Origin of the sequence: Mycobacterium florentinum, from assembly GCF_010730355.1 — a bacterium.
In the GTDB taxonomy this organism is placed as follows: Bacteria; Actinomycetota; Actinomycetes; order Mycobacteriales; family Mycobacteriaceae; genus Mycobacterium; species Mycobacterium florentinum.
Genome location: NZ_AP022576.1, coordinates 1,033,457 through 1,057,992 on the forward strand (window position 1 = coordinate 1,033,457; position 24,536 = coordinate 1,057,992).

The 24,536-nt window shown below is 69.0% G+C and carries 26 protein-coding genes and 1 pseudogene; 9 read left to right on the plus strand and 18 right to left on the minus strand.

The genetic code is table 11. The features are described from left to right. Position 1: 1 nt before the first annotated feature. Genes G6N55_RS04855 through hisD form a run of 6 tightly spaced genes read right to left on the minus strand, consistent with a single transcriptional unit; the run spans position 2 to position 5,234 of the window. Positions 2 to 802 (minus strand): inositol monophosphatase family protein, encoded by an 801-nt coding sequence (locus G6N55_RS04855; protein ID WP_085225575.1) that lies wholly within the window; start codon positions 800 to 802, stop codon positions 2 to 4. Positions 803 to 806: 4 nt separating this feature from the next. Further along, positions 807 to 1,541 (minus strand): bifunctional 1-(5-phosphoribosyl)-5-((5-phosphoribosylamino)methylideneamino)imidazole-4-carboxamide isomerase/phosphoribosylanthranilate isomerase PriA, encoded by a 735-nt coding sequence (priA, locus tag G6N55_RS04860; RefSeq protein ID WP_085225577.1) that lies wholly within the window; start codon positions 1,539 to 1,541, stop codon positions 807 to 809. Then, positions 1,542 to 2,162: an imidazole glycerol phosphate synthase subunit HisH gene (hisH, locus tag G6N55_RS04865; RefSeq protein ID WP_085225579.1), complete on the minus strand. Its 621-nt coding sequence runs from the start codon at positions 2,160 to 2,162 to the stop codon at positions 1,542 to 1,544. Continuing rightward, the gene (gene hisB / locus G6N55_RS04870) at positions 2,159 to 2,779 is read right to left on the minus strand and encodes an imidazoleglycerol-phosphate dehydratase HisB (protein ID WP_085225581.1); all 621 of its coding nucleotides are present in this window, start codon (positions 2,777 to 2,779) and stop codon (positions 2,159 to 2,161) included. The genes hisH and hisB overlap by 4 nt, the downstream gene beginning before the upstream one ends. Then, positions 2,776 to 3,921 carry a histidinol-phosphate transaminase gene (locus G6N55_RS04875; protein ID WP_085225583.1) on the minus strand — a complete coding sequence of 382 codons (1,146 nt, stop codon included), beginning with the start codon at positions 3,919 to 3,921 and terminating at the stop codon, positions 2,776 to 2,778. Before G6N55_RS04875 ends, hisB begins: the two co-directional genes overlap by 4 nt. Further along, positions 3,918 to 5,234: a histidinol dehydrogenase gene (gene hisD, locus G6N55_RS04880; RefSeq protein ID WP_139827038.1), complete on the minus strand. Its 1,317-nt coding sequence runs from the start codon at positions 5,232 to 5,234 to the stop codon at positions 3,918 to 3,920. Before hisD ends, G6N55_RS04875 begins: the two co-directional genes overlap by 4 nt. A 111-nt stretch (positions 5,235 to 5,345) precedes the next feature. Between hisD and G6N55_RS04885 the strand changes: the two genes are divergently transcribed. Beyond that, complete coding sequence (locus tag G6N55_RS04885) at positions 5,346 to 5,756, plus strand: nitroreductase family deazaflavin-dependent oxidoreductase (protein WP_085225586.1); 411 nt, start codon at positions 5,346 to 5,348, stop codon at positions 5,754 to 5,756. Between the two features lie 166 nt (positions 5,757 to 5,922). Here the strand turns inward: G6N55_RS04885 and G6N55_RS04890 are convergent, their stop codons facing one another. Genes G6N55_RS04890 through nadA form a run of 4 tightly spaced genes read right to left on the minus strand, consistent with a single transcriptional unit; the run spans position 5,923 to position 10,422 of the window. Then, entirely contained in the window at positions 5,923 to 6,951 is a 1,029-nt protein-coding gene (locus G6N55_RS04890; RefSeq protein ID WP_085225588.1) for an alcohol dehydrogenase catalytic domain-containing protein, read from the minus strand. An 11-nt stretch (positions 6,952 to 6,962) separates the two neighbouring features. Continuing rightward, positions 6,963 to 7,817 (minus strand): carboxylating nicotinate-nucleotide diphosphorylase, encoded by an 855-nt coding sequence (gene nadC, locus G6N55_RS04895; RefSeq protein ID WP_085225590.1) that lies wholly within the window; start codon positions 7,815 to 7,817, stop codon positions 6,963 to 6,965. Next, positions 7,817 to 9,382 carry an L-aspartate oxidase gene (locus tag G6N55_RS04900; RefSeq protein WP_139827035.1) on the minus strand — a complete coding sequence of 522 codons (1,566 nt, stop codon included), beginning with the start codon at positions 9,380 to 9,382 and terminating at the stop codon, positions 7,817 to 7,819. Before G6N55_RS04900 ends, nadC begins: the two co-directional genes overlap by 1 nt. After that, positions 9,382 to 10,422, minus strand: a complete 1,041-nt coding sequence (gene nadA / locus G6N55_RS04905; RefSeq protein WP_276073185.1) for a quinolinate synthase NadA — start codon at positions 10,420 to 10,422, stop codon at positions 9,382 to 9,384. Before nadA ends, G6N55_RS04900 begins: the two co-directional genes overlap by 1 nt. Before the next feature lie 55 nt (positions 10,423 to 10,477). Between nadA and G6N55_RS04910 the strand changes: the two genes are divergently transcribed. Then, positions 10,478 to 11,200 (plus strand): NUDIX hydrolase, encoded by a 723-nt coding sequence (locus G6N55_RS04910; protein ID WP_085225596.1) that lies wholly within the window; start codon positions 10,478 to 10,480, stop codon positions 11,198 to 11,200. Between the two features lie 113 nt (positions 11,201 to 11,313). After that, complete coding sequence (locus G6N55_RS04915) at positions 11,314 to 12,654, plus strand: lipase family protein (protein WP_085225698.1); 1,341 nt, start codon at positions 11,314 to 11,316, stop codon at positions 12,652 to 12,654. Here G6N55_RS04915 and G6N55_RS04920 read toward each other — a convergent pair. From G6N55_RS04920 to bioB, 3 genes are read right to left on the minus strand one after another with little or no spacing between them, the layout of a single operon-like run. Then, complete coding sequence (locus tag G6N55_RS04920) at positions 12,649 to 13,299, minus strand: DUF2567 domain-containing protein (RefSeq protein WP_085225700.1); 651 nt, start codon at positions 13,297 to 13,299, stop codon at positions 12,649 to 12,651. The two genes, G6N55_RS04915 and G6N55_RS04920, sit on opposite strands and share 6 nt — an antisense overlap. An 11-nt stretch (positions 13,300 to 13,310) precedes the next feature. Next, on the minus strand, positions 13,311 to 13,538 hold the full coding sequence (gene bsaP / locus G6N55_RS04925) for a biotin synthase auxiliary protein BsaP (RefSeq protein WP_085225598.1): 228 nt from the start codon (positions 13,536 to 13,538) through the stop codon (positions 13,311 to 13,313). A 17-nt stretch (positions 13,539 to 13,555) separates the two neighbouring features. After that, positions 13,556 to 14,593 carry a biotin synthase BioB gene (bioB, locus tag G6N55_RS04930; protein WP_085225702.1) on the minus strand — a complete coding sequence of 346 codons (1,038 nt, stop codon included), beginning with the start codon at positions 14,591 to 14,593 and terminating at the stop codon, positions 13,556 to 13,558. Between the two features lie 137 nt (positions 14,594 to 14,730). Between bioB and G6N55_RS04935 the strand changes: the two genes are divergently transcribed. The 4 genes from G6N55_RS04935 to G6N55_RS04950 all read left to right on the plus strand — a co-directional run bounded on the left by G6N55_RS04935 (position 14,731) and on the right by G6N55_RS04950 (position 18,555). Beyond that, positions 14,731 to 14,910, plus strand: coding sequence for a hypothetical protein (locus G6N55_RS04935; RefSeq protein WP_085225600.1), 180 nt, complete (start codon positions 14,731 to 14,733; stop codon positions 14,908 to 14,910). Positions 14,911 to 15,012: 102 nt separating this feature from the next. After that, positions 15,013 to 16,845: a hypothetical protein gene (locus G6N55_RS04940; RefSeq protein ID WP_085225704.1), complete on the plus strand. Its 1,833-nt coding sequence runs from the start codon at positions 15,013 to 15,015 to the stop codon at positions 16,843 to 16,845. Positions 16,846 to 16,849: 4 nt separating this feature from the next. Next, positions 16,850 to 17,212: a hypothetical protein gene (locus G6N55_RS04945; RefSeq protein WP_085225602.1), complete on the plus strand. Its 363-nt coding sequence runs from the start codon at positions 16,850 to 16,852 to the stop codon at positions 17,210 to 17,212. After that, positions 17,209 to 18,555: a hypothetical protein gene (locus G6N55_RS04950; RefSeq protein WP_085225604.1), complete on the plus strand. Its 1,347-nt coding sequence runs from the start codon at positions 17,209 to 17,211 to the stop codon at positions 18,553 to 18,555. The genes G6N55_RS04945 and G6N55_RS04950 overlap by 4 nt, the downstream gene beginning before the upstream one ends. Here G6N55_RS04950 and G6N55_RS04955 read toward each other — a convergent pair. The 5 genes from G6N55_RS04955 to G6N55_RS04975 all read right to left on the minus strand — a co-directional run bounded on the left by G6N55_RS04955 (position 18,552) and on the right by G6N55_RS04975 (position 22,734). Continuing rightward, complete coding sequence (locus G6N55_RS04955; RefSeq protein ID WP_085225606.1) at positions 18,552 to 19,058, minus strand: 2'-5' RNA ligase family protein; 507 nt, start codon at positions 19,056 to 19,058, stop codon at positions 18,552 to 18,554. The two genes, G6N55_RS04950 and G6N55_RS04955, sit on opposite strands and share 4 nt — an antisense overlap. Continuing rightward, positions 19,058 to 19,738 carry a dethiobiotin synthase gene (bioD, locus tag G6N55_RS04960; RefSeq protein WP_085225608.1) on the minus strand — a complete coding sequence of 227 codons (681 nt, stop codon included), beginning with the start codon at positions 19,736 to 19,738 and terminating at the stop codon, positions 19,058 to 19,060. The genes G6N55_RS04955 and bioD overlap by 1 nt, the downstream gene beginning before the upstream one ends. Further along, positions 19,735 to 20,883 carry an 8-amino-7-oxononanoate synthase gene (locus G6N55_RS04965; protein ID WP_085225610.1) on the minus strand — a complete coding sequence of 383 codons (1,149 nt, stop codon included), beginning with the start codon at positions 20,881 to 20,883 and terminating at the stop codon, positions 19,735 to 19,737. Before G6N55_RS04965 ends, bioD begins: the two co-directional genes overlap by 4 nt. A gap of 120 nt (positions 20,884 to 21,003) precedes the next feature. Next, positions 21,004 to 21,309: a hypothetical protein gene (locus tag G6N55_RS04970; protein ID WP_085225612.1), complete on the minus strand. Its 306-nt coding sequence runs from the start codon at positions 21,307 to 21,309 to the stop codon at positions 21,004 to 21,006. A 120-nt stretch (positions 21,310 to 21,429) separates the two neighbouring features. Next, positions 21,430 to 22,734, minus strand: a complete 1,305-nt coding sequence (locus tag G6N55_RS04975) for an adenosylmethionine--8-amino-7-oxononanoate transaminase (protein ID WP_085225614.1) — start codon at positions 22,732 to 22,734, stop codon at positions 21,430 to 21,432. Between the two features lie 62 nt (positions 22,735 to 22,796). Between G6N55_RS04975 and G6N55_RS04980 the strand changes: the two genes are divergently transcribed. Both G6N55_RS04980 and ripD read left to right on the plus strand, forming a co-directional pair. Continuing rightward, positions 22,797 to 23,291: a hypothetical protein gene (locus tag G6N55_RS04980; RefSeq protein WP_372517627.1), complete on the plus strand. Its 495-nt coding sequence runs from the start codon at positions 22,797 to 22,799 to the stop codon at positions 23,289 to 23,291. A 346-nt stretch (positions 23,292 to 23,637) separates the two neighbouring features. Further along, a pseudogene (ripD, locus tag G6N55_RS04985) lies at positions 23,638 to 24,297 on the plus strand (NlpC/P60 family peptidoglycan-binding protein RipD); the annotation flags it as partial. Positions 24,298 to 24,536: the final 239 nt, after the last annotated feature.

The following is a 24,536-nucleotide window of genomic DNA, read 5'->3' on the forward strand; positions in this document are numbered from 1 at the left end:
CTCAGTAGTCCTCCGGTCGGCCGGCGCTGCGCACGATCTCGAGCAGCTGCCCGTAGGCGCCGGGGGCCGCGGCCAGCACCGACCGCGACTCGGGTGTCCAGGGTTGGCCGGCGAGGTCGGTGACGGTGCCCCCCGCCGCGCGTACCAGCGCGACTCCCGCTGCGTGATCCCACACGTGGCCACCGAAATGTACTGCGCCGGCTAATATCCCGTCGGCTACATAGGCGAGGTCGATGCCGGTAGACCCATGCATGCGCAGTCGTGAGCACACCGAGCTGAGTCTCTCCAGCACCGCGATCCGATAACGGCCCGGGAACCGGCCCCGGGACTCGGCATCAAACGTGCCGACCCCCATCAGGCAGTCGGCCGGCGCGGTGTCGGCCAACGGCGGCTGCGCGACACCGTCTTTCACGAACGGTCCGTCGGCGATCGCCGTGTAGCGAGTGTCGGTGAACGGTATCCACGTCAGCCCGGCCACCGGCTCGCCGTCGTGCAACAGGCCGAGCAGGATCGCCGCCATCGGCGATCCGGCGGCGTAGTTGAGGGTGCCGTCGATGGGGTCCAGCACCCATACCCACGGCGAATCGACCGGTGTGCCACCGAATTCCTCGCCGTGAACGCCGATTCCGGTCGCCGCTTCCAGCGCGGCGACGACCTGCCGTTCGATCGCGAGGTCTACCTGAGTGGCGAAGTCGTTGCCCTTCTTGCGAACCGCCGAGTCCGCGCGATGGCCGGCCACGAATGGCTCCACCGCCGCGTCGAGGATTGTCGACGCCTCGGCCAGCAGCGCGTTCAGATCCATCGGTCTACTGCCGTACCGCGTCCAGTGCCTGCGGCAGGGTGAACCGCCCGGCGTAGAGCGCCTTGCCCACGATGGCGCCCTCGACGCCGCGGTCGGTGAGAGTCGCGATGGCGCGCAGGTCGTCCAGGCTCGACACGCCGCCCGAGGCGATCACCGGGGCGTCGGTGCGTTCGGCGACGCGGGCCAGCAGGTCGAGATTGGGACCGCCCAGCGTGCCGTCCTTGGTGACATCAGTGACGACGAACCGCGAACACCCTTCGCCGTCAAGGCGTTCCAGCACATCCCACAGGTCGCCACCATCGGTTTCCCAGCCGCGCCCCCGCAGTCGGTGCTCGCCGTCGACGATCTGCACGTCCAGGCCGACGGCGACCTTGTCGCCGTGCTCGGCGATCGCCCGCGCGCACCACTGCGGATTCTCCAGCGCCGCGGTGCCCAGGTTGACCCGGGCGCAGCCGGTGGCCAGCGCGGCGGCCAGCGAATCGTCGTCGCGGATCCCGCCGGAGAGCTCGACGTTCACGTCGAGCTTGCCCACCACCTCGGCGAGCAGCTCGCGGTTGGAGCCGCGGCCGAACGCGGCGTCCAGGTCCACCAGATGGATCCAGTCGGCCCCGTCGCGTTGCCAGTTCAGCGCGGCGTCCAGCGCCGAGCCGTACTCGGTTTCGCTGCCGGCCTTGCCCTGCACCAAACGCACGGCACGACCCTCGACGACGTCGACGGCGGGTAACAAAATCAGTGGCATCTACAGTCCCTCAACCCAGTTGCTCAACACGGCCGCACCGGCGTCCCCACTCTTCTCCGGGTGGAATTGAGTGGCGGCCAGCGGCCCGTCCTCGACCGCCGCCAAAAACGGCACCTGATGGGTGGCCCACGTCAGCACGGCCTCCGGCGACCCCTCCCACCGCTGCGCGGCGTAAGAATGCACGAAGTAAAACCGGGCAGCCGCATCCAGCCCCTTGAAAAGTCCACTGCCCGAACCGGATTGGACGATATTCCAGCCCATGTGCGGGATCACCGGCGCGTCCAGCCGGGTCACGGCTCCGGGCCACTGCCCGCAGCCCACGGTCTCGACCCCGAATTCCACGCCGCGTGCGAACAGGATCTGCATGCCGACGCAGACCCCCAGCACCGGGCGCCCGGCGGCGACCCGCTCGGCGATGATCCGCTCCCCCGCGATCTTGCGCAGGCCGGTCATGCACGCCTCGAAAGCGCCGACACCGGGGACCACCAGCCCGTCGGCCGCTGCCGCCGCACGCGCGTCGGCGGTGACTTCCACCGTCGCGCCGACCCGCTGCAGCGCACGCTGAGCAGACCGTAGATTGCCTGAGCCGTAGTCCAGCACCACGACCGATCGTGTTGTCACAAAACACCTTTGGTAGACGGCACACCCGATACGCGGGGGTCGGGCTCGACGGCCTGGCGTAACGCGCGCGCCACGGCCTTGTACTGCGCCTCGGTGATGTGGTGCGGGTCGCGCCCGTACAGCACCCGCACGTGCAGTGCGATGCGGGCGTTCATCGCCAGCGACTCGAAGACGTGCCGGTTGATCACGGTGTGATAGGGCACGGAGTTTCCGGCAATCGTGGTGTGTTGCAGGTGATCCGGCTCGCCGCTGTGCACACAGTACGGCCGGCCGGATACGTCGACGGCGGCGTGGGCCAGCGTCTCGTCCATCGGGATGAAGGCGTCCCCGAACCGGCGGATGCCCTTCTTGTCACCGAGGGCCTGCCCGAGCGCCTGCCCCAGGGCGATCGCGGTGTCTTCGATGGTGTGGTGCGCTTCGATCTCGACGTCGCCCTTGGTCCGCACGGTCAGGTCGAAGCTGGCGTGACTGCCCAGCGCGTGCAGCATGTGGTCGTAGAACGGCACGCCGGTGTCGACGTCGACCTGTCCGGTGCCGTCGAGGTCGAGCTCGATGACGATGTCGGATTCTTTGGTGCGGCGCTCAATTCGTGCGCGACGAGTCGCAATAGTGGTCACGGGGCTCCTACTGGGCTGGAATTGGCTGGCGCCAGCTCGGTGGCGGCGATCGGGGCGCTCGCCGCGAGGAACGCATCGTTCTCGTCGGCAAGTCCGATGGTGGTGCGCAGGTAGCCGGGAATGCCGACGTCGCGGATCAGCACCCCGGCCTCGAGGTAGCGCTGCCAGGCCGCGGGCGCGTCGGCGAGTTCTCCGAACAGCACGAAGTTCGCGTCGCTGGGGATGACCCGAAAGCCCAAGCGCGTCAAGGCCGTCATGACCCGTTCGCGTTCGGCGATCAGCGTGGCCACACTGCCCAGAGTGTCGTCGGCGTGGCGCAGCGCGGCCCGGGCGGCGGCCTGGGTGACCGACGACAGGTGATAGGGCAACCGGACCAACAGCATCGCGTCGATCAGCGCCGGCGTGGCGACCAGATAGCCGAGCCGGCCGCCGGCGAACGCGAACGCCTTGCTCATCGTGCGGCTGACCACGAGCCGGGTCGGATACTCCTCGATCAGCTCGACCGCGCTGGGCTGCGACGAGAACTCGCCGTACGCCTCGTCCACGATCAGGATGCCCGGCGCCACCTCGAGCAACCGGCGCAGATCCGGCAGCGGAATGCTTTGTCCGGACGGGTTATTCGGGCTGGTGACGAACACCACGTCGGGTTTGTGTTCGACGATCGCGGCGACGGCCGCGTCGACGTCGAGGCTGAAGTCGTCGGCACGCGCGGCCGTCAGCCATTCGGTGCGGGTGCTGTCGGAGATCAGTGGGTGCATCGAGTAGGACGGGACAAACCCGATCGCGCTGCGGCCCGGCCCGCCGAACGCCTGCAGCAGCTGCTGCAGGATCTCGTTGGAACCATTGGCGGCCCAGAGGTTTTCAACGCCGAGCCGGGTGCCGGTTTGCGCTGTGAGGTAACTCGCCAGGTCGGTGCGCAACGCCACCGCGTCGCGGTCGGGGTAGCGGTGCAGGTCCGCCGCGGCTTCCCGCACAGACCGGACGACATCGTCGACCAGCGCCGCACTCGGCGGGTGCGGGTTCTCGTTGGTGTTAAGCCGCACCGGGACCGCCAATTGCGGTGCCCCGTACGGCGATTTGCCACGCAGGTCGTCACGCAGCGGCAGGTCGTCGAGGGTGACCTGCTGCTCGGATGCCGTCATCGTTCGAACCTCCGCCGTACCGCCTCGCCATGTGCGGGCAGGTCTTCGGCTTTCGCGAGTGTGACCACGTGTCCGGAGACGTCTTTGAGGGCCGCCTCGGTGTAGTCCACGACATGGATGCCGCGCAGGAAGGTCTGTACCGACAGGCCGCTGGAGTGCCGGGCGCTGCCCGCGGTCGGCAACACGTGATTGGATCCGGCGCAGTAGTCGCCAAGGCTGACCGGCGACCAGGGGCCGACGAAAATTGCTCCGGCCGAACGTATTCGGCCGGCCACCTGCGGCGCGTCGGCGGTCTGGATCTCGAGGTGTTCGGCGGCGTAGGCGTTGACGACCTTGACGCCGGCGTCCAGGTCGTCGACCAGAATGATCGCGGATTGCGGGCCACTGAGCGCGGTGGTCACCCGTTCGCGGTGGACCGTGGTCTGCAGCTGGGCCGCGACTTCGGTCTCGGTGGCCGCGGCCAGGTCCTCGCTCGCGGTCACCAGCACGCTGCCGGCCATCTCGTCGTGTTCGGCCTGGCTGATCAGGTCGGCGGCCACGTGCGCCGGGTCGGCGGTGTGGTCGGCGAGGATCGCGATCTCGGTCGGCCCGGCCTCGGCGTCGATGCCCACCAGCGAGCGACACAGCCGCTTGGCGGCGGTGACGTAGACATTGCCGGGTCCGGTGATCAGGTCGACCGGCGCGAGCTCTGAGCCGTCGGTGTCGACGCCGCCGTAGGCCAGCAATGCCACCGCCTGCGCGCCGCCGACGGCCCAGACCTCGTCGACGCCGAGCAGCGCGGCCGCGGCCAGGATCGTCGGATGCGGCAGGCCGTCGAAGCGGGCCTGCGGCGGGCTGGTCACCACCAGCGACTCCACCCCCGCAGCCTGCGCGGGCACGACGTTCATCACGACGCTGGACGGATACACCGCGTTGCCGCCGGGTACATACAGGCCGACGCGCTCGACGGGTACCCACCGCTCGGTGACCGTCGCACCCGGCCCGAGCACCGTGGTGGTGTCGGTGCGGCGCTGATCGGCGTGCACCGCGCGGGTCCGCTCGATCATCACCTGCAACGCGTTGCGGACGTCGGCGTCCAGACCGTCCAGCGCGGCCCGCAACGCGGCCTCGGATACGCGGACCGCCGCGGGACGTACGCCGTCGAACGATGCTCCGTACTCCAGCGCCGCCTCGGCCCCGCGCTCGGCGACGGCCTGGACGATCGGGCGCACGTTTGACAACACCGTCTCCACATCGGCCCCGCCGCGCGGCAACGACGCCCGCAGCCGAGCAGCCGTCAGCTCGGCGCCCCGCAGGTCGATGCGGGCCAGCACGGATGGGGATGTGGCAGTCACAGCGTCCATTGTCCCAGAGGAACTCAAATCAATATCCGACCGGTACAGTGCGCGTAATCAGGCAACAGACGTTCCGCAAAGGGAGCCGGCATGTCCACAAAGGATCACCCGAACAACGCCCCGGGCATCCCGATGGTGTATCCGACGTGGTTCGAGAACTTCCAGGTCAAATACCTCAACCGGGCGCTGAAGCCGGTCGCGCGGTTCCTGCCCGGAACCGGCACTATCGAGCACCGCGGCCGCACGTCGGGTAAGCCGTACAAAACCATCGTGACCGCCTACCGCAACGGCAACGTGCTGGCGATCGCGCTGGGCCACGGCAAGACCGACTGGGTGAAGAACGTGCTGGCCGCTGGGCAGGCTGACCTGCACTTTGCGCGCAAGGTCGTGCACATCACCAACCCCCGGATTCTGCCCGCCGGGTCCGACGGCACCGGCCTGCCCGCTCTGGTCCGCCTGCAGTTGCGCCGCATGGCGGTGTTGGTCAGCGATATCGCCTGACGCCCTGCCGCGTTGAGTGTGCACTCAGGGCGGTGAGTGCGCGCTGACGGCTTTCGGTGTGCGCCAGCGGCGGGATGCCCCGGCGTGTCGCGCCCCTGGACGCGCACTCAAAGTCCAACACGCACACTCAAGAGCGAAGACGCGAAGACGAAGACGCGAATCCGGGCTAGGCCCTGGTGAAAACCGTCTTGCCGGTCATCGTCGGCCACACCGACGGCGCTTCCGACCAGGGCACCACCCGGTCGACGGCCGGTGACAGGTCGCATCCGCCGGCCAGCAGTTCGAGCACCGCAGGGATGGCCGACCGGGCGTTGACCCGGCCGGTGACAAACCTCACCCCCCGGGTGTACATCGGCAGCAGCGGCATCTCGACGATCGGCTGGTAGTAGATCCCGGTGTCGGTGCACACCCCGTCCGGCCAGGTCGCCCGCAGCGTGGCGGCCAGCAGCGACGGGTCGGCGGAGGTGTGCACGGTGACCGGATACGGCTCCCAGGACTTATCCGGCTTGACCCGATCGTGCACCACCGCGCCGAGCTTTTCGGCGGCCGCCAGCCGGCGCACGTCGTGGTCGACGTAGTCGACGCGAGCTCCCAGCGCGGCCGCGAAGGCCGCGGCATACAGCCCGATCGACAGCTTGCCGATCACCAGCACGCGGCGGTCGGCCGGATCGAGCGCGGCCAGCTCGGACGCATACGGCCCGACCGCCCGCCAGCCGTCGGGAATGTTGTCCGACAGCGAGGCAATGGCATTGGGCTGCACGCCATCCGGGACGGGGACCAGCATCGCGTCGGCGTAGGGCACCAACACCTCGTCGGACATGAATCCCCCGCCGTTCAGACCGGCGAGCGGGCCCAGACCGTACATCGCCATCAACGGCACCGAGCCGCACGAGCCGGTCACGCCGCGACGGCAGTGCGAGCAGTTACCGCAGCTGATCTGGAACGGCACCACCACCCAGTCGCCCGGCCGGACGCCGACGACGGCGTCGCCGACGGCCACGACCTCGGCCAGCCCCTCATGCCCGACGGCGTATCCGGGCGGCAGCGGGGCCTGACCCGCCGCGACCGCGATGTCGAGATCGCAGCAGGCCACCACCAGGGGCCTGACCACCGCTTGTTCCGGTGCGGTGATTTCCGGCTCGGGCACGTCACGCCACCCGTACCGCCCGGCTTCCTCGAAGGTCAGCTGCCGCATCTGGGCCGGACCTACATGTCCAGGCCGATATCGAGTACGCGCACCGAGTGGGTCAGCGCGCCGACGGCCAGGTAGTCCACGCCGGTACCGGCATATTCCGCCGCGGTCTGAAGGCTGAGCCCGCCCGACGACTCCAGCAGCACGGCCGGTGCCCGGGAGTCACGACGCTGCACGGCGATCTGCGTCTGCCACACCGGGAAATTGTCCAACAGGATCAGCTCCGGCTTCTCCGGCAGTACCTCGTCGAGTTGCTCGAGCGAGTCGACTTCGACCTCGCACGGCAGATCGGGTGCGGCCTCTCGCACCGCCCGTAGCGCTTCGACGACCGATCCCGCGGCCGCGACATGGTTGTCCTTGATCAAAGCGGCGTCGCCCAGGCCGAGGCGGTGGTTGACGCCGCCGCCGATCCGCACCGCATACTTCTGCAGGGCCCGCAGCCCGGGCAGCGTCTTGCGGGTGTCGCGGACCTGGGCCTTGGTGCCGCTCACCGCGTCCACCCAGGCCGCCGTCGCGGTGGCGATCCCCGACAGATGGCAGATCAGGTTCAGCATCGTCCGCTCGGCGGTCAACAGCCCGCGGTTCTCCGCGCGCACCGTCAGGACCGGCTGGCCGGGCTCCACGCGGGCACCATCCTCGACGCGGTCGAGCACCTGATAACCATCGGCACCGAGCACCTCGTCGAGCACCAGCAGCCCGACGTCCAATCCGGCGATCACGCCCGCCTCCCGGGGCACCATCGCGGCCGTCGCCTCGCCGGCGGGCACCGTCGCGAGCGTGGTGATGTCGGGCCCGTAGCGCAGGTCCTCGTCCAGACCACGGCGAACGATGTCTTGGGCGGCGGCGAGTTCGGCGTCGGACAACGTCATCAGGACACCGCCGCCAAGTCTTCGGCGTACACCGTGTCGGCGGACCGGACCATGATGCTGCGCGCCTTCTCCGGTGCGGCTGCCGGGTAATCCGCCCGGTGGTGACAGCCGCGGCTTTCGTCGCGGGCCAACGCCGCGGCGGCCACCGCGCGGGCGGTCAGTGTCAACGCGACGTCCTCGAAATCGCGACGCCCCTCGACGGTGCGAATCCGCGCCCGCGACAGCGTCTCGGCGAGACGCTGCAGCCCCGCGGCATCGCGTACCACCGACGCGTCGCGGGTCATCGCGGTCTGCAGTTCGCGGCGCTTCGACGCGGTGTGGGCGATCGGCTCGGGCGTGGTCGCGAGCACCCTGCCCACCGCCAGCGCATGCGTCGCCGCGGCCTTGCCGGCGCGGCCACCCACCACCAGGCCTTCCAGCAAGCTGTTGGACGCCAAGCGATTCGCGCCGTGCATCCCGGTGCGGGCCACCTCGCCCGCGGCGAACAGCCCGGGCAGCTCGGTCTGACCGTGCACGTCGGTCACCACGCCGCCGCAGCTGTAGTGCGCGCCCGGAACAACCGGAATGGGTTGCCGCACCGGGTCGACGCCGGCGGCCCGGCATGAGGCGGTGACGTTGGGGAAGCGGGCCTCGAAGCCCTCGATGCCGCGCGCGTCCAGGAAGACGCATTCGTCACCGGTAGCCCTCAGCCGCGCGTCGATGGCTCCCGCCACGACATCGCGGGGCGCCAGGTCGCCCATCGGGTGAACGCCCGCGGTGACCGAATTGCCTTGCCGGTCAATCAATACCGCGCCCTCGCCACGGATGGCCTCGGTGATCAGCGGCCGCCGGCCGCCGGCTTGGCCGCCGAACAGCATGGTGGGGTGGAACTGGATGAACTCGAGATCGCTGACCGGGACACCGGCCCACAGCGCCAAAGCGATTCCGTCGCCGGTGGATCCGTCCGGGTTGGTGGTCGCGCTGTAGAGATGTCCGACGCCGCCGGAGGCCAGGATCACCGAAGGCGCACTGACGATGCCGACGCCGTCGGGATTGCCCACGGCCACCCCGGTCACCGCCGCACCGTCGTGCAGCACGCGCAGCGCCACGTGGCTGCTGCGAATGTCCAGCGTCCGGGCGGCGTGGTCGAGCGCGCGCTGCACCTCGGCACCGGTGGCGTCACCGCCGGCGTGCACGATGCGCCGCCGCGAATGCCCGCCCTCGCGGGTCAACGCCCACTCGCCCGGCACCGATTCGTCGAATCGCGCGCCGTCGGAAACTAATTCGCTGACCGCGCGATAGCCGTCGGCGACGATCGAGTACACCGCACCGGGGTCGCACATGCCGGCGCCCGCGGCCAGGGTGTCGTTGACGTGAGCCTCGACGGAGTCGTCGTTGTCCGGCAGCACCACCGCGATTCCGCCCTGCGCATAGTGCGTTGCGGTGACCGCGTGGGTTTCCTCGGCCTTGCTCAGCACGACGACGTTGCGTCCGGCACGATGGGCCGCCAGCGCGGCGGCCAATCCCCCGACGCCCGTGCCGATAACGACGACGTCGGCGCTATCGGTCCAAGCGGGACGGGTCATCATTCGCCGCCGCCCGGCTGGCCGATCTCGATCATGCGTTGCACGCTGCGCCGGCCTGCCGCCGCGACTTCCGGATCGACGTGAACCTCGTCCGCGCCCTCCACCACGCAGCGCAGCAGCGCCGCGGGGGTGATCATCTTCATGTATTTGCAGGACGCGCGGTCGTTCACCGCTTGGAAGTCGACTTCCGGTGCGGCCCTGCGCAATTGGTGCAGCATGCCGACCTCGGTGGCGACCAGGACCTTGCGTGCGCGCGTCTCGTGTGCCGCGTCGAGCATGCCGCCGGTGGAAAGGATCTTCACCCGCTCGGCCGGGAAGGCCCCCTCGCCGGCGAGATACAACGCCGAAGTGGCGCAACCGCATTCGGGATGCACATACAGCTCGGCATCGGGATTGGCGCGGGCCTGCTCGGTGAGCTCGTCGCCGTTGATCCCGGCGTGCACGTGGCATTCACCGGCCCACACGTGGATGTTTTTGCGGCCCGTCACCCGGCGGACGTGGGCGCCGAGGAATTGGTCCGGGCAGAACAGCACCTCGCGGTCGGGGTCGATCGACTCGACCACGTCGACCGCATTGGACGAGGTGCAGCAGATGTCGGTGAGCGCCTTCACGGCGGCCGTGGTGTTGACGTAGGAGACGACGACGGCGCCGGGGTGCTCGTCCTTCCAGGCGCGCAGCTCGTCGGGAGTGATCGAATCGGCCAGCGAGCAACCGGCCCGCTGATCCGGGATCAGCACGGTCTTCTCGGGGCTCAGAATCTTGGCGGTCTCGGCCATGAAGTGCACGCCGCAGAACACGATGGTGTCCTCCGGCGCCTCGGCGGCGATCCGCGACAGCGCCAGCGAGTCTCCGACGTGGTCGGCGACGTCCTGGATGGCGGGCAGCTGGTAGTTGTGTGCGAGCACAGTGGCGCCGCGCAACTTCGCCAGACGGCGAATCTCGTTGGCCCACTGCTCATCACCGTCGACGCCGCCGTAACCGGTCGGGGAATTGGTGATGCTGGCGATCATGTCTTCGGCGAGCGTGTCCGTGCGATTCATGACCGTCACGGCGTCTCCTTTCGACTTAGGAGGTTTTCGACTTATAATCGAAAACATGCCCAATGGTAGCACCGCCCACGAAGTGCTTGCGGTCGTGTTCCAGGTTCGGCAGGACACCGAGCAGGTTAAGGGAGCTGCCCGAAAGGGAAAACCACAGCTTAACGTGCTGTTATGGGAGCGTGCGCGCGATCCGCAACGCGGCTCGTGGTCACTGCCGGGCGGTCGGCTGCGCAACGACGAGGACATGACCACGTCCGTGCGTCGCCAGCTGGCCGAGAAGGTGGATTTGCAGGAGCTGGCCCACCTCGAGCAGCTCGCCGTGTTCTCCGATCCGGGCCGGGTTCCGGGCGCGCGGGTGATCGCGTCGACCTTCCTGGGTCTGGTGCCCTCCCCCGCTACCCCGGAGCTGCCGCCGGACACCCGGTGGCACCCGGTCAGCGATCTGCCGCCGATGGCGTTCGACCACGGCCCGATGGTCACGCACGCGCACACCCGGCTGATCGCCAAGATGTCCTATACCAATATCGGATTTGCCTTGGCACCAAGGGAATTCGCACTTTCCATGCTGCGCGACATCTATAGCGCGACGCTGGGCCATCCAGTGGACGCGACAAATCTGCAACGGGTGCTGGCCCGGCGCGGCGTGATCACGCAGACCGGCACCATCGCGCAGTCGGGTCGCAGCGGCGGGCGACCGGCCGCGTTGTACCACTTCACCGACGCCGCGCTGCGGGTCACCGACGAGTTCGCCGCGCTTCGGCCGCCCGGCCAGCCTTGATCTGTGTCACTACCCGCAGGTGAGCGAGAAATAGCTCACAGCCTGGCCATTACATTTTGGTTACCGGTTGTTCATGCGCGAAAATGCCCGATGGCCCAGAAGGGATTGGCGAATTGGTTGAACTCGGCAATTTGGCAGGCACCGACGGTGCGGAATGGATCGGTCGACCGCTACACGAGGAATTGCGGCCCAAGACGCGGCCGCTACTGCCCTCGGACGACCCGTTCTACCAGCCGCCTTCCGGCTTCCAACACGCCGAGCCCGGCACGGTGTTGCGCTCCCGCGACGTCGAACTGGCGTTCCTCGGGCTGATTCCGCAATCGGTTTCGGCCATCCAGCTGCTCTACCGGACGACGGACATGAACGGCGCCCCGGAGGCGTGCGTCACCACGGTGCTCGTCCCCGGCGAACGTGTCGTCGGGCAGAACTGCCCGCTGCTGTCGTACCAATGCGCGATCGACGCCATGTCATCGCGCTGCTTTCCGTCGTACGCGCTGCGCAGAAGGGCCAAGGCACTCGGCTCGATAGCCCAGTTGGAGCTCTTCATGGTCGCCGCCGCCCTCGCCGAGGGGTGGGCGGTCTCGGTGCCCGATCACGAAGGCCTGCAAGGTATCTGGGGCGCGCCCTACGAACCCGGTTATCGCGTCCTGGACGGCATCCGGGCCGCCCTGAACTCGGACCGGGTCGCGCTGTCGCCGACGGCACCGATCGGGCTGTGGGGTTATTCCGGCGGTGGGCTGGCCAGCGCGTGGGCCGCCGAAATGTGTGCCGACTACGCGCCCGAGCTCAACATCGTGGGCGCGGTGCTGGGATCACCCGTCGGCGACCTGGGCCACACCTTCCGCCGCCTCAACGGCGGTTTCTTCGCGGGCCTGCCCGCGCTGGTGGTGGCCGCGCTCGCGCACATCTACCCCGACCTGGACCGGGTGATCAAGGAGCACACCAACCCCGAGGGCCGCGCCCTGCTGGGCCGGCTGGAAAGCATGACCACGGTCGGCGCGATCCTGCGGATGGCGGGCAAGAACATGGGCACCTACCTCGACGAGCCGCTCGAGGACATCCTGTCGTCGCCCGAGGTGTCGTATGTCTTCGACAGCATCAAGCTGGGCGTCGCGACGCCGGCACCGCCGGTCTTGATCGTGCAGGCCGTGTACGACTACCTGATCGACGTCCACGACATCGACGCGCTGGCGGACGCCTATTCGGCCGGTGGCGCCGACGTCAGCTACCACCGCGACGCGTTCAACGAGCACGCGCTGCTGCACCCGTTGTCCGCGCCGATGACACTGCGCTGGCTCACCGACCGCTTCGCCGGCCGGCCGTTGAAGGACCACCTGATCAGGACCACCTGGCCGACGGCCTTCAACCCGATCACCTACACGGGCATGCTTCGACTCGGCCTGATCGCGGCCAAGGTCATCACCGGACGAAAGATTCGCCGCCGTCCGCTATGAGACGGAGGCCTCCGGCTCCATCGGCAGCGCGTGCGAAGCCTGATCGGTGGGCCCCGAGCTGCCCAGGTCGTCGTGGGCGCTTCCGGCCGCCAGCAGGGCATAGACCAGCGCGGCGATCGCGGCGGGCCACAACAGCGTGATGGCGATCTGCAGCGGCCCGGGACCGAAGAACACCGGCGGCGCCTGCACGACGTAGGACACCGCGGGGCTGCCCAGCACCGGCACCTTGTCGACGTCCAGCGCGCCATAGCGCAGCAGAGCCAGCACCGCGCCCACCGCCGAGGCCACCCCGGCGGCGCCCACCATGCCGATCGTCAGCCCGATGACCATGCCCGGGCCGCGCAGCCGGCGCCACTGCCACACGAGCACCGGCGCGACGACCGCCAGCACGGTCAACAGACCCAGCATCAGGGACGGCACGTCGAAGAAGTGCTGGGACTCGGTACCCAGGTATTCGTGCACCCGCTCGCCGGAGCGCGTCATCGCCACCACCAGATGAATCGGCGGGGCCATCCACGCCCATAGGCCGCCGACCAACACTCCGGTCGCCGAAAGCCCAAGTGCGGCAAGGCCAATCGCACGCATCCGCGATGGGGTGGCGCGACCGGCGGGCTCAGGCGCCGCGGGCTGGGGAGCCGCCGGCATCCAGGGTTCGGTCACCGCTGAGTCTCCAGATCCGCCGAGTCAACCTCGCCGTGCCGCGAGCAGCGCGCCCGCCAGCCGTCGGGGCGGACCTGGACGATCATCCGGCGCCCGCATTCGGCGCAAAAGCGCGGCGGTTCAAGACCGAGCTGGGCCGCGGTGGGCACTGTCGTACCCCCCAATTCCCCGGTGTAGACGTTGTAGATGCCGGCGCTGACCGGAGCACCCAGATCTCCAACCACAGATTCCAACCTAGCCACTACAAGGTGGCATTGAGCGCCTTGATCGGCATCTGCAGGTCCTCGAGCAGTTCCAGATCGGATTCGGCGGGACGGCCGAGCGTGGTCAGGTAGTTCCCGACGATCACGGCGTTGATGCCGCCCAGGATGCCCTGCTTGGCGCCGAGGTCGCCCAGGGTGATCTCCCGCCCACCGGCGAAGCGCAGCATCGTGCGCGGCAACGCCAGCCGGAACGCGGCCACCGACTTCAGCGCCTCGCTGACCGGCATCACCTCGAGGTCGCCGAACGGAGTACCGGGCCGCGGGTTGAGGAAGTTCAGCGGCACCTCATCGGGGTTGAGCTCGGCGAGGTCGGCGGCGAATTCCGCACGCTGCTCCAGCGTCTCTCCCATGCCGAGGATACCGCCGCAGCACACCTCCATGCCCGCGTCGCGCACCATCGTCAGCGTCTGCCAGCGCTCCTCCCAGGTGTGCGTGGTGACGACGTTGGTGAAAAACGAGCGGGCGGTCTCCAGGTTGTGGTTGTAGCGGTGCACGCCCATCGCGGCGAGCTCGTCGACCTGCTCGGCGCTCAGCATGCCCAGCGAGCAGGCGACGTTGATCTCGACCTCGTTGCGGATCGCCTCGATACCGGCCGCGACCTGGGACATCAGCCGCTTGTCCGGACCACGGACCGCGGCCACGATGCAGAACTCGGTGGCACCGGACTTCGCGGTTTGCTTGGCGGCCTCGACAAGGCTCGGAATGTCGAGCCAGGCGCTGCGCACCGGCGAGGCGAACAGCCCGGACTGGGAACAGAAGTGGCAGTCCTCGGGGCAGCCGCCGGTCTTGAGGCTGATGATGCCCTCGACCTCGACCTCGGGGCCACACCAGCGCATCCGCACCTCGTGGGCCAGCGCCAGCAGCTCCTCGAGCCGCTCGTCGGGGAGCTGCAGCACCGAAAGGACCTGGTCCCGGCTCAATCCCTCGCCGCCCTCGAGCACCTGCTCGCGGGCGATCGCCAGGATGTCTGCGTCATCGCCGGCTTGGGTCGTGGGTCGAGTTGCCGCTTGAGTCACCAAGTACTCCCCTGCATCTTTATCGCGTCCGCGTCTGCGGTCACATCCGCCACAACCTCGTGGCAGCCTGAACGAAACGGTGTTCAAAGTAGGGTAACGGCCCTAGTACACCGAAACCGCCGGGGTATACGACCACCATGACGACCGTGCATGTCGAGTACGTGGCACACCACTGGATTGTGCTGGCGGTACCGGCGTTCCTACCGGCCGTGATCGTCGTCGCCGTGATCCTCTACGTCGCGCTGCGCGACCGGCGCGCCGGCCGGACCGATGATGCCCAGCAGCAAAGCGACACAACGGATAAATCACATGATTGACAGCCCCACAATCCGGGCATTACACCTTGGATCGCGTGAACTTACCTGCCAGTAGGAAATGATCTCCCGGGACGTCCCGGCGCTTGTAGGGAGGACATGACAATGGTGTCAACGGAGCTACCGCTGCTCGCCGAACCGTCGGCCCGCGGTGCCGGACTCAACCAGGTGATCGGGCTCTCGGTCGCCGCGATGGTCATCACGCTGGTCATGTTGGGGGTGGGCTACGCGCACCGCACTCATCGCATCACGTGGTTGACCCGGCTCGCCGACAAACTCGGCGAGAAATTCCATCGCCCCAACTGGGTGGCGCTGCCGATCCTGGTCTTCACGACGTCGATCATCTGCGCCCTGTTCGGCTTCATCTGGGACGTCAGCTGGCATATCGGCAACGGCCGCGATCCCGGGCCGTTGGCCAACCCGGCGCACTACTTCATCATCATCGGCCTGTTCGGGGTGTTCCTGGCCGGAATGACCGCGATCGTCATCCCGCACGAGAAGCCCGGGCCGGCGGCGGTGCGCATCACCCGCAGCTGGTACGCGCCGGTCGGCGGCGTGCTGATGGCCGGCTGCGGGCTGTACGCGATGATCGGCTTCCCACTCGACGACATCTGGCACCGAATCTTCGGGCAAGACGTCACGCTTTGGGGCCCAACACATTTGATGATGATCGGCGGTGCCTGCTTTTCGCTGTTCGCGGTGCTGATGCTGGAGCGCGAAGGCGAGGCCCAGCAGGCGGCCGAGGCCGCGCACGGCGCGTTCATCACCTTCCTGCGCTACCTGTCCTTCGGCGGAATGTTCATCGGCCTGTCGGTCTATCAGATCGAATACGACTTCGGCGTCGAACAATTCCGCCTGGTGTTGCAGCCGATGATGATCGCCTTCGCCTCCGCACTGGCGGCCGTCGCCGCCCGCGTCACGATGGGCCGCGGCGCGGCGATCATCGCATCGTTGTTCGCGATCTTGCTGCGCGGTGGCGTCGCGGTGCTGGTGGGTCCCATCCTGGGCGCGCCGATCAACTGGTTCCCGCTGTACCTGGGCCCCGCCCTGGTGGTCGAACTGATTGCGCTGACTCCATTGTTCAAGCGCCCCATCGCTTTTGGCGCGGTCTCCGGCCTGGGCGTCGCGACGGTCGGGCTGTGGCTGGAGTCGCTGTGGATCGGGACGGTCTACCACTACCCCTGGCCGGTCAGCATGTGGGGCGAGGCCCTGGCCATGGCGGTACCGGTCGGGGTGCTCGCCGGAATGTGCGGGGCATTGTTCGGCATGGTGCTGACCGGGCAGCGGTTGCCGCACCGCAGGATCGGCATCTCGGTGGTCGTGGCGACCGTCGTGGTGATCGGCGGCGCGGTGGCCAACGGCCTGCACATCGTGGTGCCGCAACAAGGCAAGGCCGCGATCACGCTGACCGAGCTGCCCAGCGCACCCGGCCAGCGCATGGTGTCCGCCGATGTGCAGCTGACACCCGCCGATGCGGTTGGCGCGCAGCCGGATTGGCTGACGATTCTGTCCTGGCAGGGCCGGATGGAAAACCACCGCGGCCTGGTGATCGACCGTCTGGACAAGGTTGGCCCCGGCCACTACCGGTCCACCCAGCCGGTCCCGGTCTGGGGATCGTGGAAGACGCTGCTGCGGATTCAGGACGGCTACACGATGACCGGCGTGCCGATCTACGAACCGGCCGACGACGCCATTCCCGCGGCCGAGGTGCCCGCCCTGTCCCCGATGGACCGGCCGTTCGTGCACGAGATCACCATCCTGCAGCGCGAACGTGACCAGAACGCTCCCGGCTGGCTCTACAACGCCGGTTCGCTCGTCGTGCTGATCCTGACGCTGATGGTCATCGCCGGCCTGGCGTGGGGCGCGGGCCGCATCAACAATGCGCTGTCCGAGCCCGAGCCGGTTACCGAAAAACAACCACTGCCGCGGGCAGCGTGAGGGGATGACGTTACGCGGCACGCTTATCGCGGCGTGGGTGACGGTGCTGACGTGCGGCTTGATCGGCTGCGCGGGTTCGCCGCACCAGGCTCCCCCGGAGCCGCTCAACATCGAGGTCACCATCGCCCACGGTCGCGTCACCCCGACGAACGCGATGCTGCAGGCGAAGGTCAAGCAGCAGATCGTCCTGCATGTCACCAGCGATGCGACCGATGAGCTGCATGTGCACTCGGTGCCCGATCACAAGTTCGAGGTCAAGGCCGGACCCAACCAGATCTTTCAGTTCAGCGTCGAGGTGCCCGGCAACGTCGACGTGGAGCTCCACCATCTGGACCGCACGATAGCCACCATCTCCGTCGTGCCGTGACGGCGCTGCTGGCGCACGGCCTGGGCGGGTCGAGCGATCTTCCGGTGCCCTACGCGTTTGCGATGGTCGGTGCCGCGTGGGCATTGACGTTCACATTCGCGTTGGTCGCCTTCGCCTGGCGCAGACCGCGATTCGATCCGGATGCGCCCGGCCACCCGCTGCCGGAGTGGGTGACGACGCTGGTCGACGCCCGCGCCACGCGCTGGACGGCCGCCGGGGCGGCCCTGGCATTGGCGACGTGGGCGGTGCTGGCCGGGCTCTTCGGTCCGCAGACGCAAGCCAACGGCCTGCTCGGGGCGTTCTACGTGCTGCTGTGGGTCGGGCTGGTCGCGGTGTCGCTGGCGTTTGGGCCGGTGTGGCGGGTGATCTCGCCGATGCGCACGGTGTACCTGCTGTCGCGGCGCGCGCTGCCGCTGAGCGGGCCGCGGCTGCGCTACCCGGAAAGCTGGGGCTACCGCCCGGCCGCGGTGGGACTGTTCGCGTTCGTGTGGCTGGAGCTGGCCAGCCCGAACTCGGCATCGCTGCCCTGGGTGCGAGGCTGGCTGCTGGCCTACGCGGCGGTGTTGCTGGCCGGGGCGTGGCTGTGCGGGCAGCGCTGGCTGGCCAGGGCGGACCCGTTCGGCGTGTACAGCATGGCGGTGTCGCGGCTGTCCCCGTTTTGGCGCTCGACGGCGACCGGGCGGATCGTGATCGGCAACCCGTTCGACCATCTGCCGTCGCTGCCGGTGCGGCCCGGGGTGGTCGCGATGCTGGCGGTGTTGCTCGGGTCGACGGCGTTCGACAGCTACTCGTCGTCGCCGACCTGGCGCGATTTCGCCGACCGGCTGTCCCGCCTGGGGCAGGATGTGCCGCCGACGGTGATGTCGTCGGTGCTGCGAACCGTCGGGCTGCTGGTCTTCATTTCGGTTGTCGCACTGACCTTTTCGATCGGCGCCCGGGCGACCGGCGGGGTGGACCGCGAGCAGCGGCGCGCCCTGCCCGGTCAACTGGCGCACTCGCTGATCCCGATCGTGGTGGGCTACATCTTCGCGCACTACCTCTCCTACCTGGTGGAGCGCGGACAGCAGGCCGTGATCGCCCTCGCCGATCCGCTCGGCCGGGGCTGGAATCCGTTGGGGCCGGCGCACTTACACGTGGACTACGTGTTGTCCCAGCATCCGCCGGTGTTGGCCGGAATCAAGGTGGCCTGCGTGGTCACCGGGCACATCGTCGCGGTGATCGCGGCGCACGACCGCGCGCTGCGGCTGTTGCCGGCCGGCCATCAGCTCACCGGGCAGCTCACCATGATGCTGGTGATGGTCGGCTACACGTTCACCGGCTTGTACCTGCTCTTCGGCGGCTAGAGCAGGTGCTCGACCCGCTTGTTGCCGTCCCAGCGGCGCAGGCCCGCGAAGCCGCCCTCGATCTGCGCCGGCCGGCCCGCGATGCGCAGCGCCCGGCCCAGCTGCGCACCACCGACCCGGCGCGCCAGCGTGACGTGTGCGGTCCACTGCCCGGGCAGGCTGTTGGGCATCGGCGCGGGTGCCAGATGGGGACCGCACACCCGGTGCACCTCGGCGTGCAGGTCCAGCAGCTCGATGCTGGGCACCAACAGCCGGGCGAACACGGCGCTGGTACGGCCGAACAGCACGGGCGCGCCGATCAGGGCACTGCGCGGAAGCCGCGCGCTCACCGGCCGCAGCAGGTCGTCGACGTCGGCCGAAATACTTTCCGCGACAGCCAATGTGACGTGCGGGCGGCTGGCCGGGGCCTGGCTGGGTATCCCGGCGCCGGCCAGCTCTTCCCAGATCCGCCGGACCGTGGCCTCGGTGTCGCGGTCGAAGACCAGCTCGATCGAATGCACCATCAGCGCACCAGTGCGCTCACCCAGTCACGGTCGAACGCCGCGGCGCTCATCGTCGCGAAGTCGCCGACGGTCAGCGCGCCGGCCCCGGCGGGCAGCGCGGCCCGCACCGGCGCCAGCCGGTCCAGGGCCGACCGGTTCGAGGTCTGCGCCGGTGCGGGCTGCGCCGGCCAGCTGCCGATCACCAGGCCGGAGCACGAAAGCCCTTGTCCAGCAAGTGATTCCAGGGTAAGTGCGGTGTGGTTGAGCGTACCCAGTTCGGCGGTGACGGTGACCAGGACCGCCGCACCCAGATCGACGGCGAGGTCACGCAGGGTGACGCCGCCGACGGCCAGTTCGACCAGCAGCCCGCCGGCGCCCTCGACCAGGGTGAGCCGATCCGGCCGGTCCAGGTCGCGGATGAGCTGCAGCATCTGCTCGCGGGTGGGCAGCGGCATCCCGGCCTGCTCGGCCGCCGCGACGGGCGCCAATGGCTGCGAATAGCGCGCCAGCCCGGCGGTCTCGGTCACCCCGGACAACCGGGTGACCTCGGCGAGGTCGTCGTCGCCGGAGTCGGTACCGGTTTGCGCGGGCTTGCACACCGCGACATCGATCCCGGCCTGCCGGGCGTGACAGGCCAGCGCCGCGACGGCGACCGTCTTACCAACCCCCGTGCCGGTACCCGTAACGGCCACGACGGTCAATGGCGCGCCACCGCAAGAACATCGGTGAGCACCCGGCGCGCGACCTCCAGCTCGGCGGCATCCAGCGACGCGCGTGCGGTCAACCGCAGTCGCGACGTCCCGGCGGGCACGGTCGGCGGGCGGAAGCACCCCACCCGCACTCCGGCGTCCAGGCAGGCGGTCGCGGCGGCCACCGCCGCCTCCGGGTCGCCCAGGATCACCGACACGACCGCCGACTGCGGCTCTTCGGGCACGCCGCAGATGTCGGCCAGTTCACGGGCGTGCCGCAGCACCGCCTCGGGCCGCCAGGCCTCGGTGCGCAGGACCTGCAGTGCGGCCAGCGCGGCACCGACGGCGGCCGGAGCCAGGCCGGTGTCGAAGATGAACGGCCGGGCCGCGTCGATCAGGTGGGCACGCACCTCGGGGGGCCCCAGCACCATGCCGCCCTGGCTGCCGAGCGCCTTGGACAGCGTGGTGGTCATCACGACGTCGGGTGCACCGGCGAGGCCGAGCTCGTGCAGCAGTCCGCGCCCGCTACCGCGCACCCCCAGCCCGTGGGCCTCGTCGACGATCAGCAGCGCCCGGTGGCGGCGGCAGACCTCGTGCAGCTCGCGCAGTGGGGACAGCACGCCGTCGGCGCTGAAGACCGATTCGGTGATGACGACGGCCCGCTCCTCGTCGCGGGCGCTCAGGGCGGCGTCGACCGCATCGACGTCCAGGTGCGGCGTCACCACCACCCGCGCGCGCGACAGCCGGCACGCGTCCACCAGCGACGCGTGCGAACGGGCCTCCGAAACCAGCAGCGAACCCGGGCCGGACAGTCCGACCACGGCTCCGAGGTTGGCGGTGTATCCCGAGGAGAACAGCAACCCGGTGGCGGCGCCGACGTAGTCGGCGAGCTCGGTCTCGAACTGTTCGTGCAGTTCGGTGTTGCCGGTGACCAGGCGCGAACCGGTGGCACCCGCACCCCAGACCCGCAGCGCCGCGACGCCGCCTTCGATCACGTCGGGATGCTGCGACAGACCGAGGTAGTCGTTGGACGCCAGGTCCAGCTCGGTGGCCACGGCCGGGCGCGGCCGCAGCGAGCGACGCAGCCCGGCCGCGCGGCGCTGCTGTTCGACCGCCTCCAGCCAGGCCAGTGGGGAAACCTCGATCGGTGCCTTCATCGGCGTTCAGCCTACGAGCCTTGCCACCTCGACCATCGCCGAGGTGATCTGCGCGATCTCGTCGGGCCCGCAGTTCGGGCGGTCAAAACGGCTTTACCAGCCAACAGCCGGTTCTCGTCGTTAACCCTTGCACTGGGGCAAGAAGCCGGGGCCATAACCGCAGTCCATCGGTCCCTGTTCCACCTGGCCGTGTGGTGCCTGCGGGTTGTCATGCCAGGAGTAGTGCCAGTCGTGGCAGGCGTTCATGTCCCAATCTCCTGCTACCTGACCGGGCAGCGGTTGGCCCGGGCACCAACACGCATAGCTCGTGCAACCAGGAGGGAAGGCGTGGGCGATACCTACGCCCGACGCGATTCCGGCCACCGCGCCGATGCCCGACACGGCCGCCGCGGCGATGGTCCGCATCAGGAGGTAATGCGTGCTCACCGGAGTTCCTCTCGATCGTCAATTCCAGATGGAGGAACGCGCCGTTAGTGTGACGCGGACCACATTGAGAATTCTTGCGGTGACCGCGACGCCGCACAACTCGCCATTGTGAACCGGCGTTCAGCCCACGAGGCTTGCCACCTCGACCATCGCCGAGGTGATCCGCGCGATCTCGTCGGGCCCGCAGATGTAGGGCGGCATCGCGTAGACGAGGTTGCGGAACGGGCGTAGCCAGATGCCATGGTCCAGCGCCGCCGGGGTGGCCACGGCCAGGTCGACCGGCCCGGCGCATTCGATCACGCCGATGCCGCCGCACACCCGGACGTCGGCCACGCCGGGCAGGGCCCGGGCGGGCTCGAGTCCCGCCGCCAGCCCGGCCGCGATCTCGGCGATTCGCGACCGCCAATCCTGGCCCAGCAGCACCTCGACGCTGGCCACCGATACCGCACAGGCCAGCGGGTTGGCCATGAACGTGGGGCCGTGCATCAGCGCGCCGGCCTCGCCGGAGCTGATGGTGTGCGCGATGTCGGTGGTGCACAAGGTCGCGGCCAGGCTGAGGTATCCGCCGGTCAGCGCCTTGCCGACGCACATGATGTCCGGGCTCACGCCGGCGTGGTCGGCGGCGAACAACTCGCCGGTGCGACCGAACCCGGTGGCGATCTCGTCGAAGATCAGCAGCACGTCGTGGCGGCGGCAGATGTCACGAAGATCGCGCAGGTACGCGGGGTCGTGGAAGCGCATGCCGCCGGCGCCCTGGACGACGGGTTCGACGACGACGGCCGCCAGCTCGCCGGCGTGCTGTGCGAGTTGCTCCTCGAACGCGGCGCTGTAGGCGGCGTGGTAGTCGCGGGGCACCTGCGGGGCGAATACCTGACGGACCAGGATGTCGGTCCACAGCGAATGCATGCCGCCGTCGGGATCGCAGACGCTCATCGGCGTGAAGGTGTCGCCGTGATAGCCGCCGCGCCACGTCATCAGCCGGTGCTTGGCGGGGCGGCCGCGGCTGCGCCAATATTGCAGCGCCATCTTGACCGCGACCTCGACCGATACCGACCCGGAATCGCTGAAGAACACCGTTTCCAGGCCGGCCGGGGTGATCTCCACCAGCAGCTGGGCCAGCCGGGCCGCCGGCTCGTGGGTCAGTCCGCCGAACATCACATGGTTCATCGAGCTGAGCTGGGCTGCCAGGGCCTCGTCCAGCACCGGGTGGCCGTGACCGTGGATCGCGGTCCACCAGGAACTCATCGCGTCCAGCACTTCGACGGTCTTGCCGTCTCTGACCAGCGTCAACCAGGCGCCGTGGGCCCCGACGGCCACCACTGGCGGGACGGCTTCGCTGCCGATCGTGCTGTAGGGATGCCACAGATGCGCGGCGTCGATCGCGCTGATTTGCTCGGGCGTCAACCCGGATCTCGCCGCAGGCATAGAGACCGAGCGTAAAGCAGCCGGTTCGCGCAAAAGCCGACCATCGGGGAGCATCTATCGGCATGGCGTTGCCGTACCCGTTCGAGGACCCGCACCGCGGCGATCGTGCCGGCTCCCCTCCGCCGCCGCAGGAGCCCGCCGAGTCGGCCGATTTCCGGCCAATGACGTACGGCGACAACGACTCTGACGGACAGAAGTCACACGTCATCCGGCTTCGGGTGGCCCCCTGGGACCTGGTCGCCACACTTACGCTGGTGACCCTGCTCGTCATCCTGGCCACGGCGACAACGTGGCCGACCAAGCTCTACGGCTTCCTCGGTGAGGTGTGCTCGGACGAGTCGTGTGGCCTGGTCCCCTTGCAGATCGACGCGTACATCTACCCGGTCGTGTGGGGCGGGATCGGTGCGGCGATCGCCGCCGCGGGGATCGGGCCGTTCGTTTCGTTGTTGAAGGGCTGGTACATGTCCTTCTGGCCGGTGCTGTCCCTGGCGATCATTATGGTGAGCTCCGTGATCGGCAACGCGCTCACCGTGTTCAGCACGCGTTATTGGCACTGATTTCCGACGGCCCCGTCCGCGCGGCAAAACGTTGCGGCCGGGCACCGGTGTGAGACCGAAATCACAACTGCCGATAAAGATTTGGGATCGGCAGTCACCGTCCGGTCACGGTCCTACACCAAATCCTTCGTGGGCCTCACCAGCTGTTTTCCGGGTGCAATTTCTGATGTAAAAGTTTCTGTAGTGACTGGTGTGACTCAACGGGCGATCCGACTGATTCACGTCCCCGCAAGGAGGCGGCGTTCGACCCCGAACTCGGGGGTCGTCGCGAGTCATCGAACGGCGGCCGCAGCGCCCACCGCGCTGAGGCCTTAACCCGACAGAGTTCAGGAAGGCTGGAACTCCAATGAAGCGCATCTATTCGTTTGCTATCGGTCTCGCCATCTTGGCGGCGCCGATGGCCGCCGCGCCGGAGATCGCGGCCGCCGACCCCGGCGTGCGGTCGACGGACTACCAGCAGGCCACCGACGTCGTGGTCATGCGCGGCCTTTCGCAGCGCGGCGTGCCGTTCTCGTGGGCCGGCGGCGGCATCAACGGCCCCTCCCGGGGCACCGGCACCGGCATCAACACCGTCGGCTTCGACGCCTCGGGCCTGATGCAGTACGCCTACGCCGGCGCCGGCATCAGGCTGCCGCGCTCGTCCGGCGCGATCTACCGGGCCGGCCAGAAGGTGCTGCCGCAGCAGGCCCAGAAGGGCGACATGCTGTTCTACGGTCCCGAAGGCACCCAAAGCGTCGCGATGTACCTCGGGAACAACCAGATGCTCGAGGTCGGCGACGTCGTGCAGGTCTCGCCGGTGCGCACCAACGGCATGACGCCGTACCTGGTCCGGGTCATCGGTGCCCAGACGCCGCTGCAGCAGGCGCCGGTCCAGCAGATGCCGGGCCAGCAGGCACCGCTGCAGCAGCCGCCGACGCAGCAAGCGCCGGTCCAACAGATGCCGGGCCAGCAGCAGGCGCCGCTACAGCAGCCGCCGACGCAGCAAGCACCGGTCCAGCAGATGCCGGGCCAGCAGCAGGCGCCGCTACAGCAGGTGCCGGGCCAGCAGGCGCCGCTGCAACAGCAGGCACCGCTGCAGCAGGCCCCGTTGCAGCAGCTCCAGGGGCAGGCACCGGTGCAGCAGGCACCGCTGCAGCAGCTCCCGGCGCAGCAGGCACCCGTGCAGCAACCGGCGCCGGCGCTGCCGCAGCTGCCGAACCTGCAAACGCTGTTGCAGCAGGCTCAACCGGGCGCCACCCGGTAGGT

Coding starts and splice junctions, on each gene's coding strand:
- G6N55_RS04855 (WP_085225575.1), bottom strand. CDS start 802: ATGGATCTGAACGCGCTGCTGGCCGAGGCGTCGACAATCCTCGACGCG.
- G6N55_RS04890 (WP_085225588.1), bottom strand. CDS start 6,951: ATGCGGCAGCTGACCTTCGAGGAAGCCGGGCGGTACGGGTGGCGTGAC.
- G6N55_RS04975 (WP_085225614.1), bottom strand. CDS start 22,734: ATGCCTGCGGCGAGATCCGGGTTGACGCCCGAGCAAATCAGCGCGATC.
- G6N55_RS04910 (WP_085225596.1), top strand. CDS start 10,478: ATGCCCAATGGTAGCACCGCCCACGAAGTGCTTGCGGTCGTGTTCCAG.
- G6N55_RS04945 (WP_085225602.1), top strand. CDS start 16,850: ATGACGTTACGCGGCACGCTTATCGCGGCGTGGGTGACGGTGCTGACG.
- priA (WP_085225577.1), bottom strand. CDS start 1,541: ATGCCACTGATTTTGTTACCCGCCGTCGACGTCGTCGAGGGTCGTGCC.
- G6N55_RS04965 (WP_085225610.1), bottom strand. CDS start 20,883: ATGAAGGCACCGATCGAGGTTTCCCCACTGGCCTGGCTGGAGGCGGTC.
- G6N55_RS04920 (WP_085225700.1), bottom strand. CDS start 13,299: ATGCCGGCGGCTCCCCAGCCCGCGGCGCCTGAGCCCGCCGGTCGCGCC.
- G6N55_RS04940 (WP_085225704.1), top strand. CDS start 15,013: ATGGTGTCAACGGAGCTACCGCTGCTCGCCGAACCGTCGGCCCGCGGT.
- nadA (WP_276073185.1), bottom strand. CDS start 10,422: ATGAATCGCACGGACACGCTCGCCGAAGACATGATCGCCAGCATCACC.
- G6N55_RS04875 (WP_085225583.1), bottom strand. CDS start 3,921: ATGACGGCATCCGAGCAGCAGGTCACCCTCGACGACCTGCCGCTGCGT.
- G6N55_RS04980 (WP_372517627.1), top strand. CDS start 22,797: ATGGCGTTGCCGTACCCGTTCGAGGACCCGCACCGCGGCGATCGTGCC.
- G6N55_RS04900 (WP_139827035.1), bottom strand. CDS start 9,382: ATGACCCGTCCCGCTTGGACCGATAGCGCCGACGTCGTCGTTATCGGC.
- nadC (WP_085225590.1), bottom strand. CDS start 7,817: ATGACGTTGTCCGACGCCGAACTCGCCGCCGCCCAAGACATCGTTCGC.
- G6N55_RS04955 (WP_085225606.1), bottom strand. CDS start 19,058: ATGGTGCATTCGATCGAGCTGGTCTTCGACCGCGACACCGAGGCCACG.
- G6N55_RS04885 (WP_085225586.1), top strand. CDS start 5,346: ATGTCCACAAAGGATCACCCGAACAACGCCCCGGGCATCCCGATGGTG.
- G6N55_RS04935 (WP_085225600.1), top strand. CDS start 14,731: ATGACGACCGTGCATGTCGAGTACGTGGCACACCACTGGATTGTGCTG.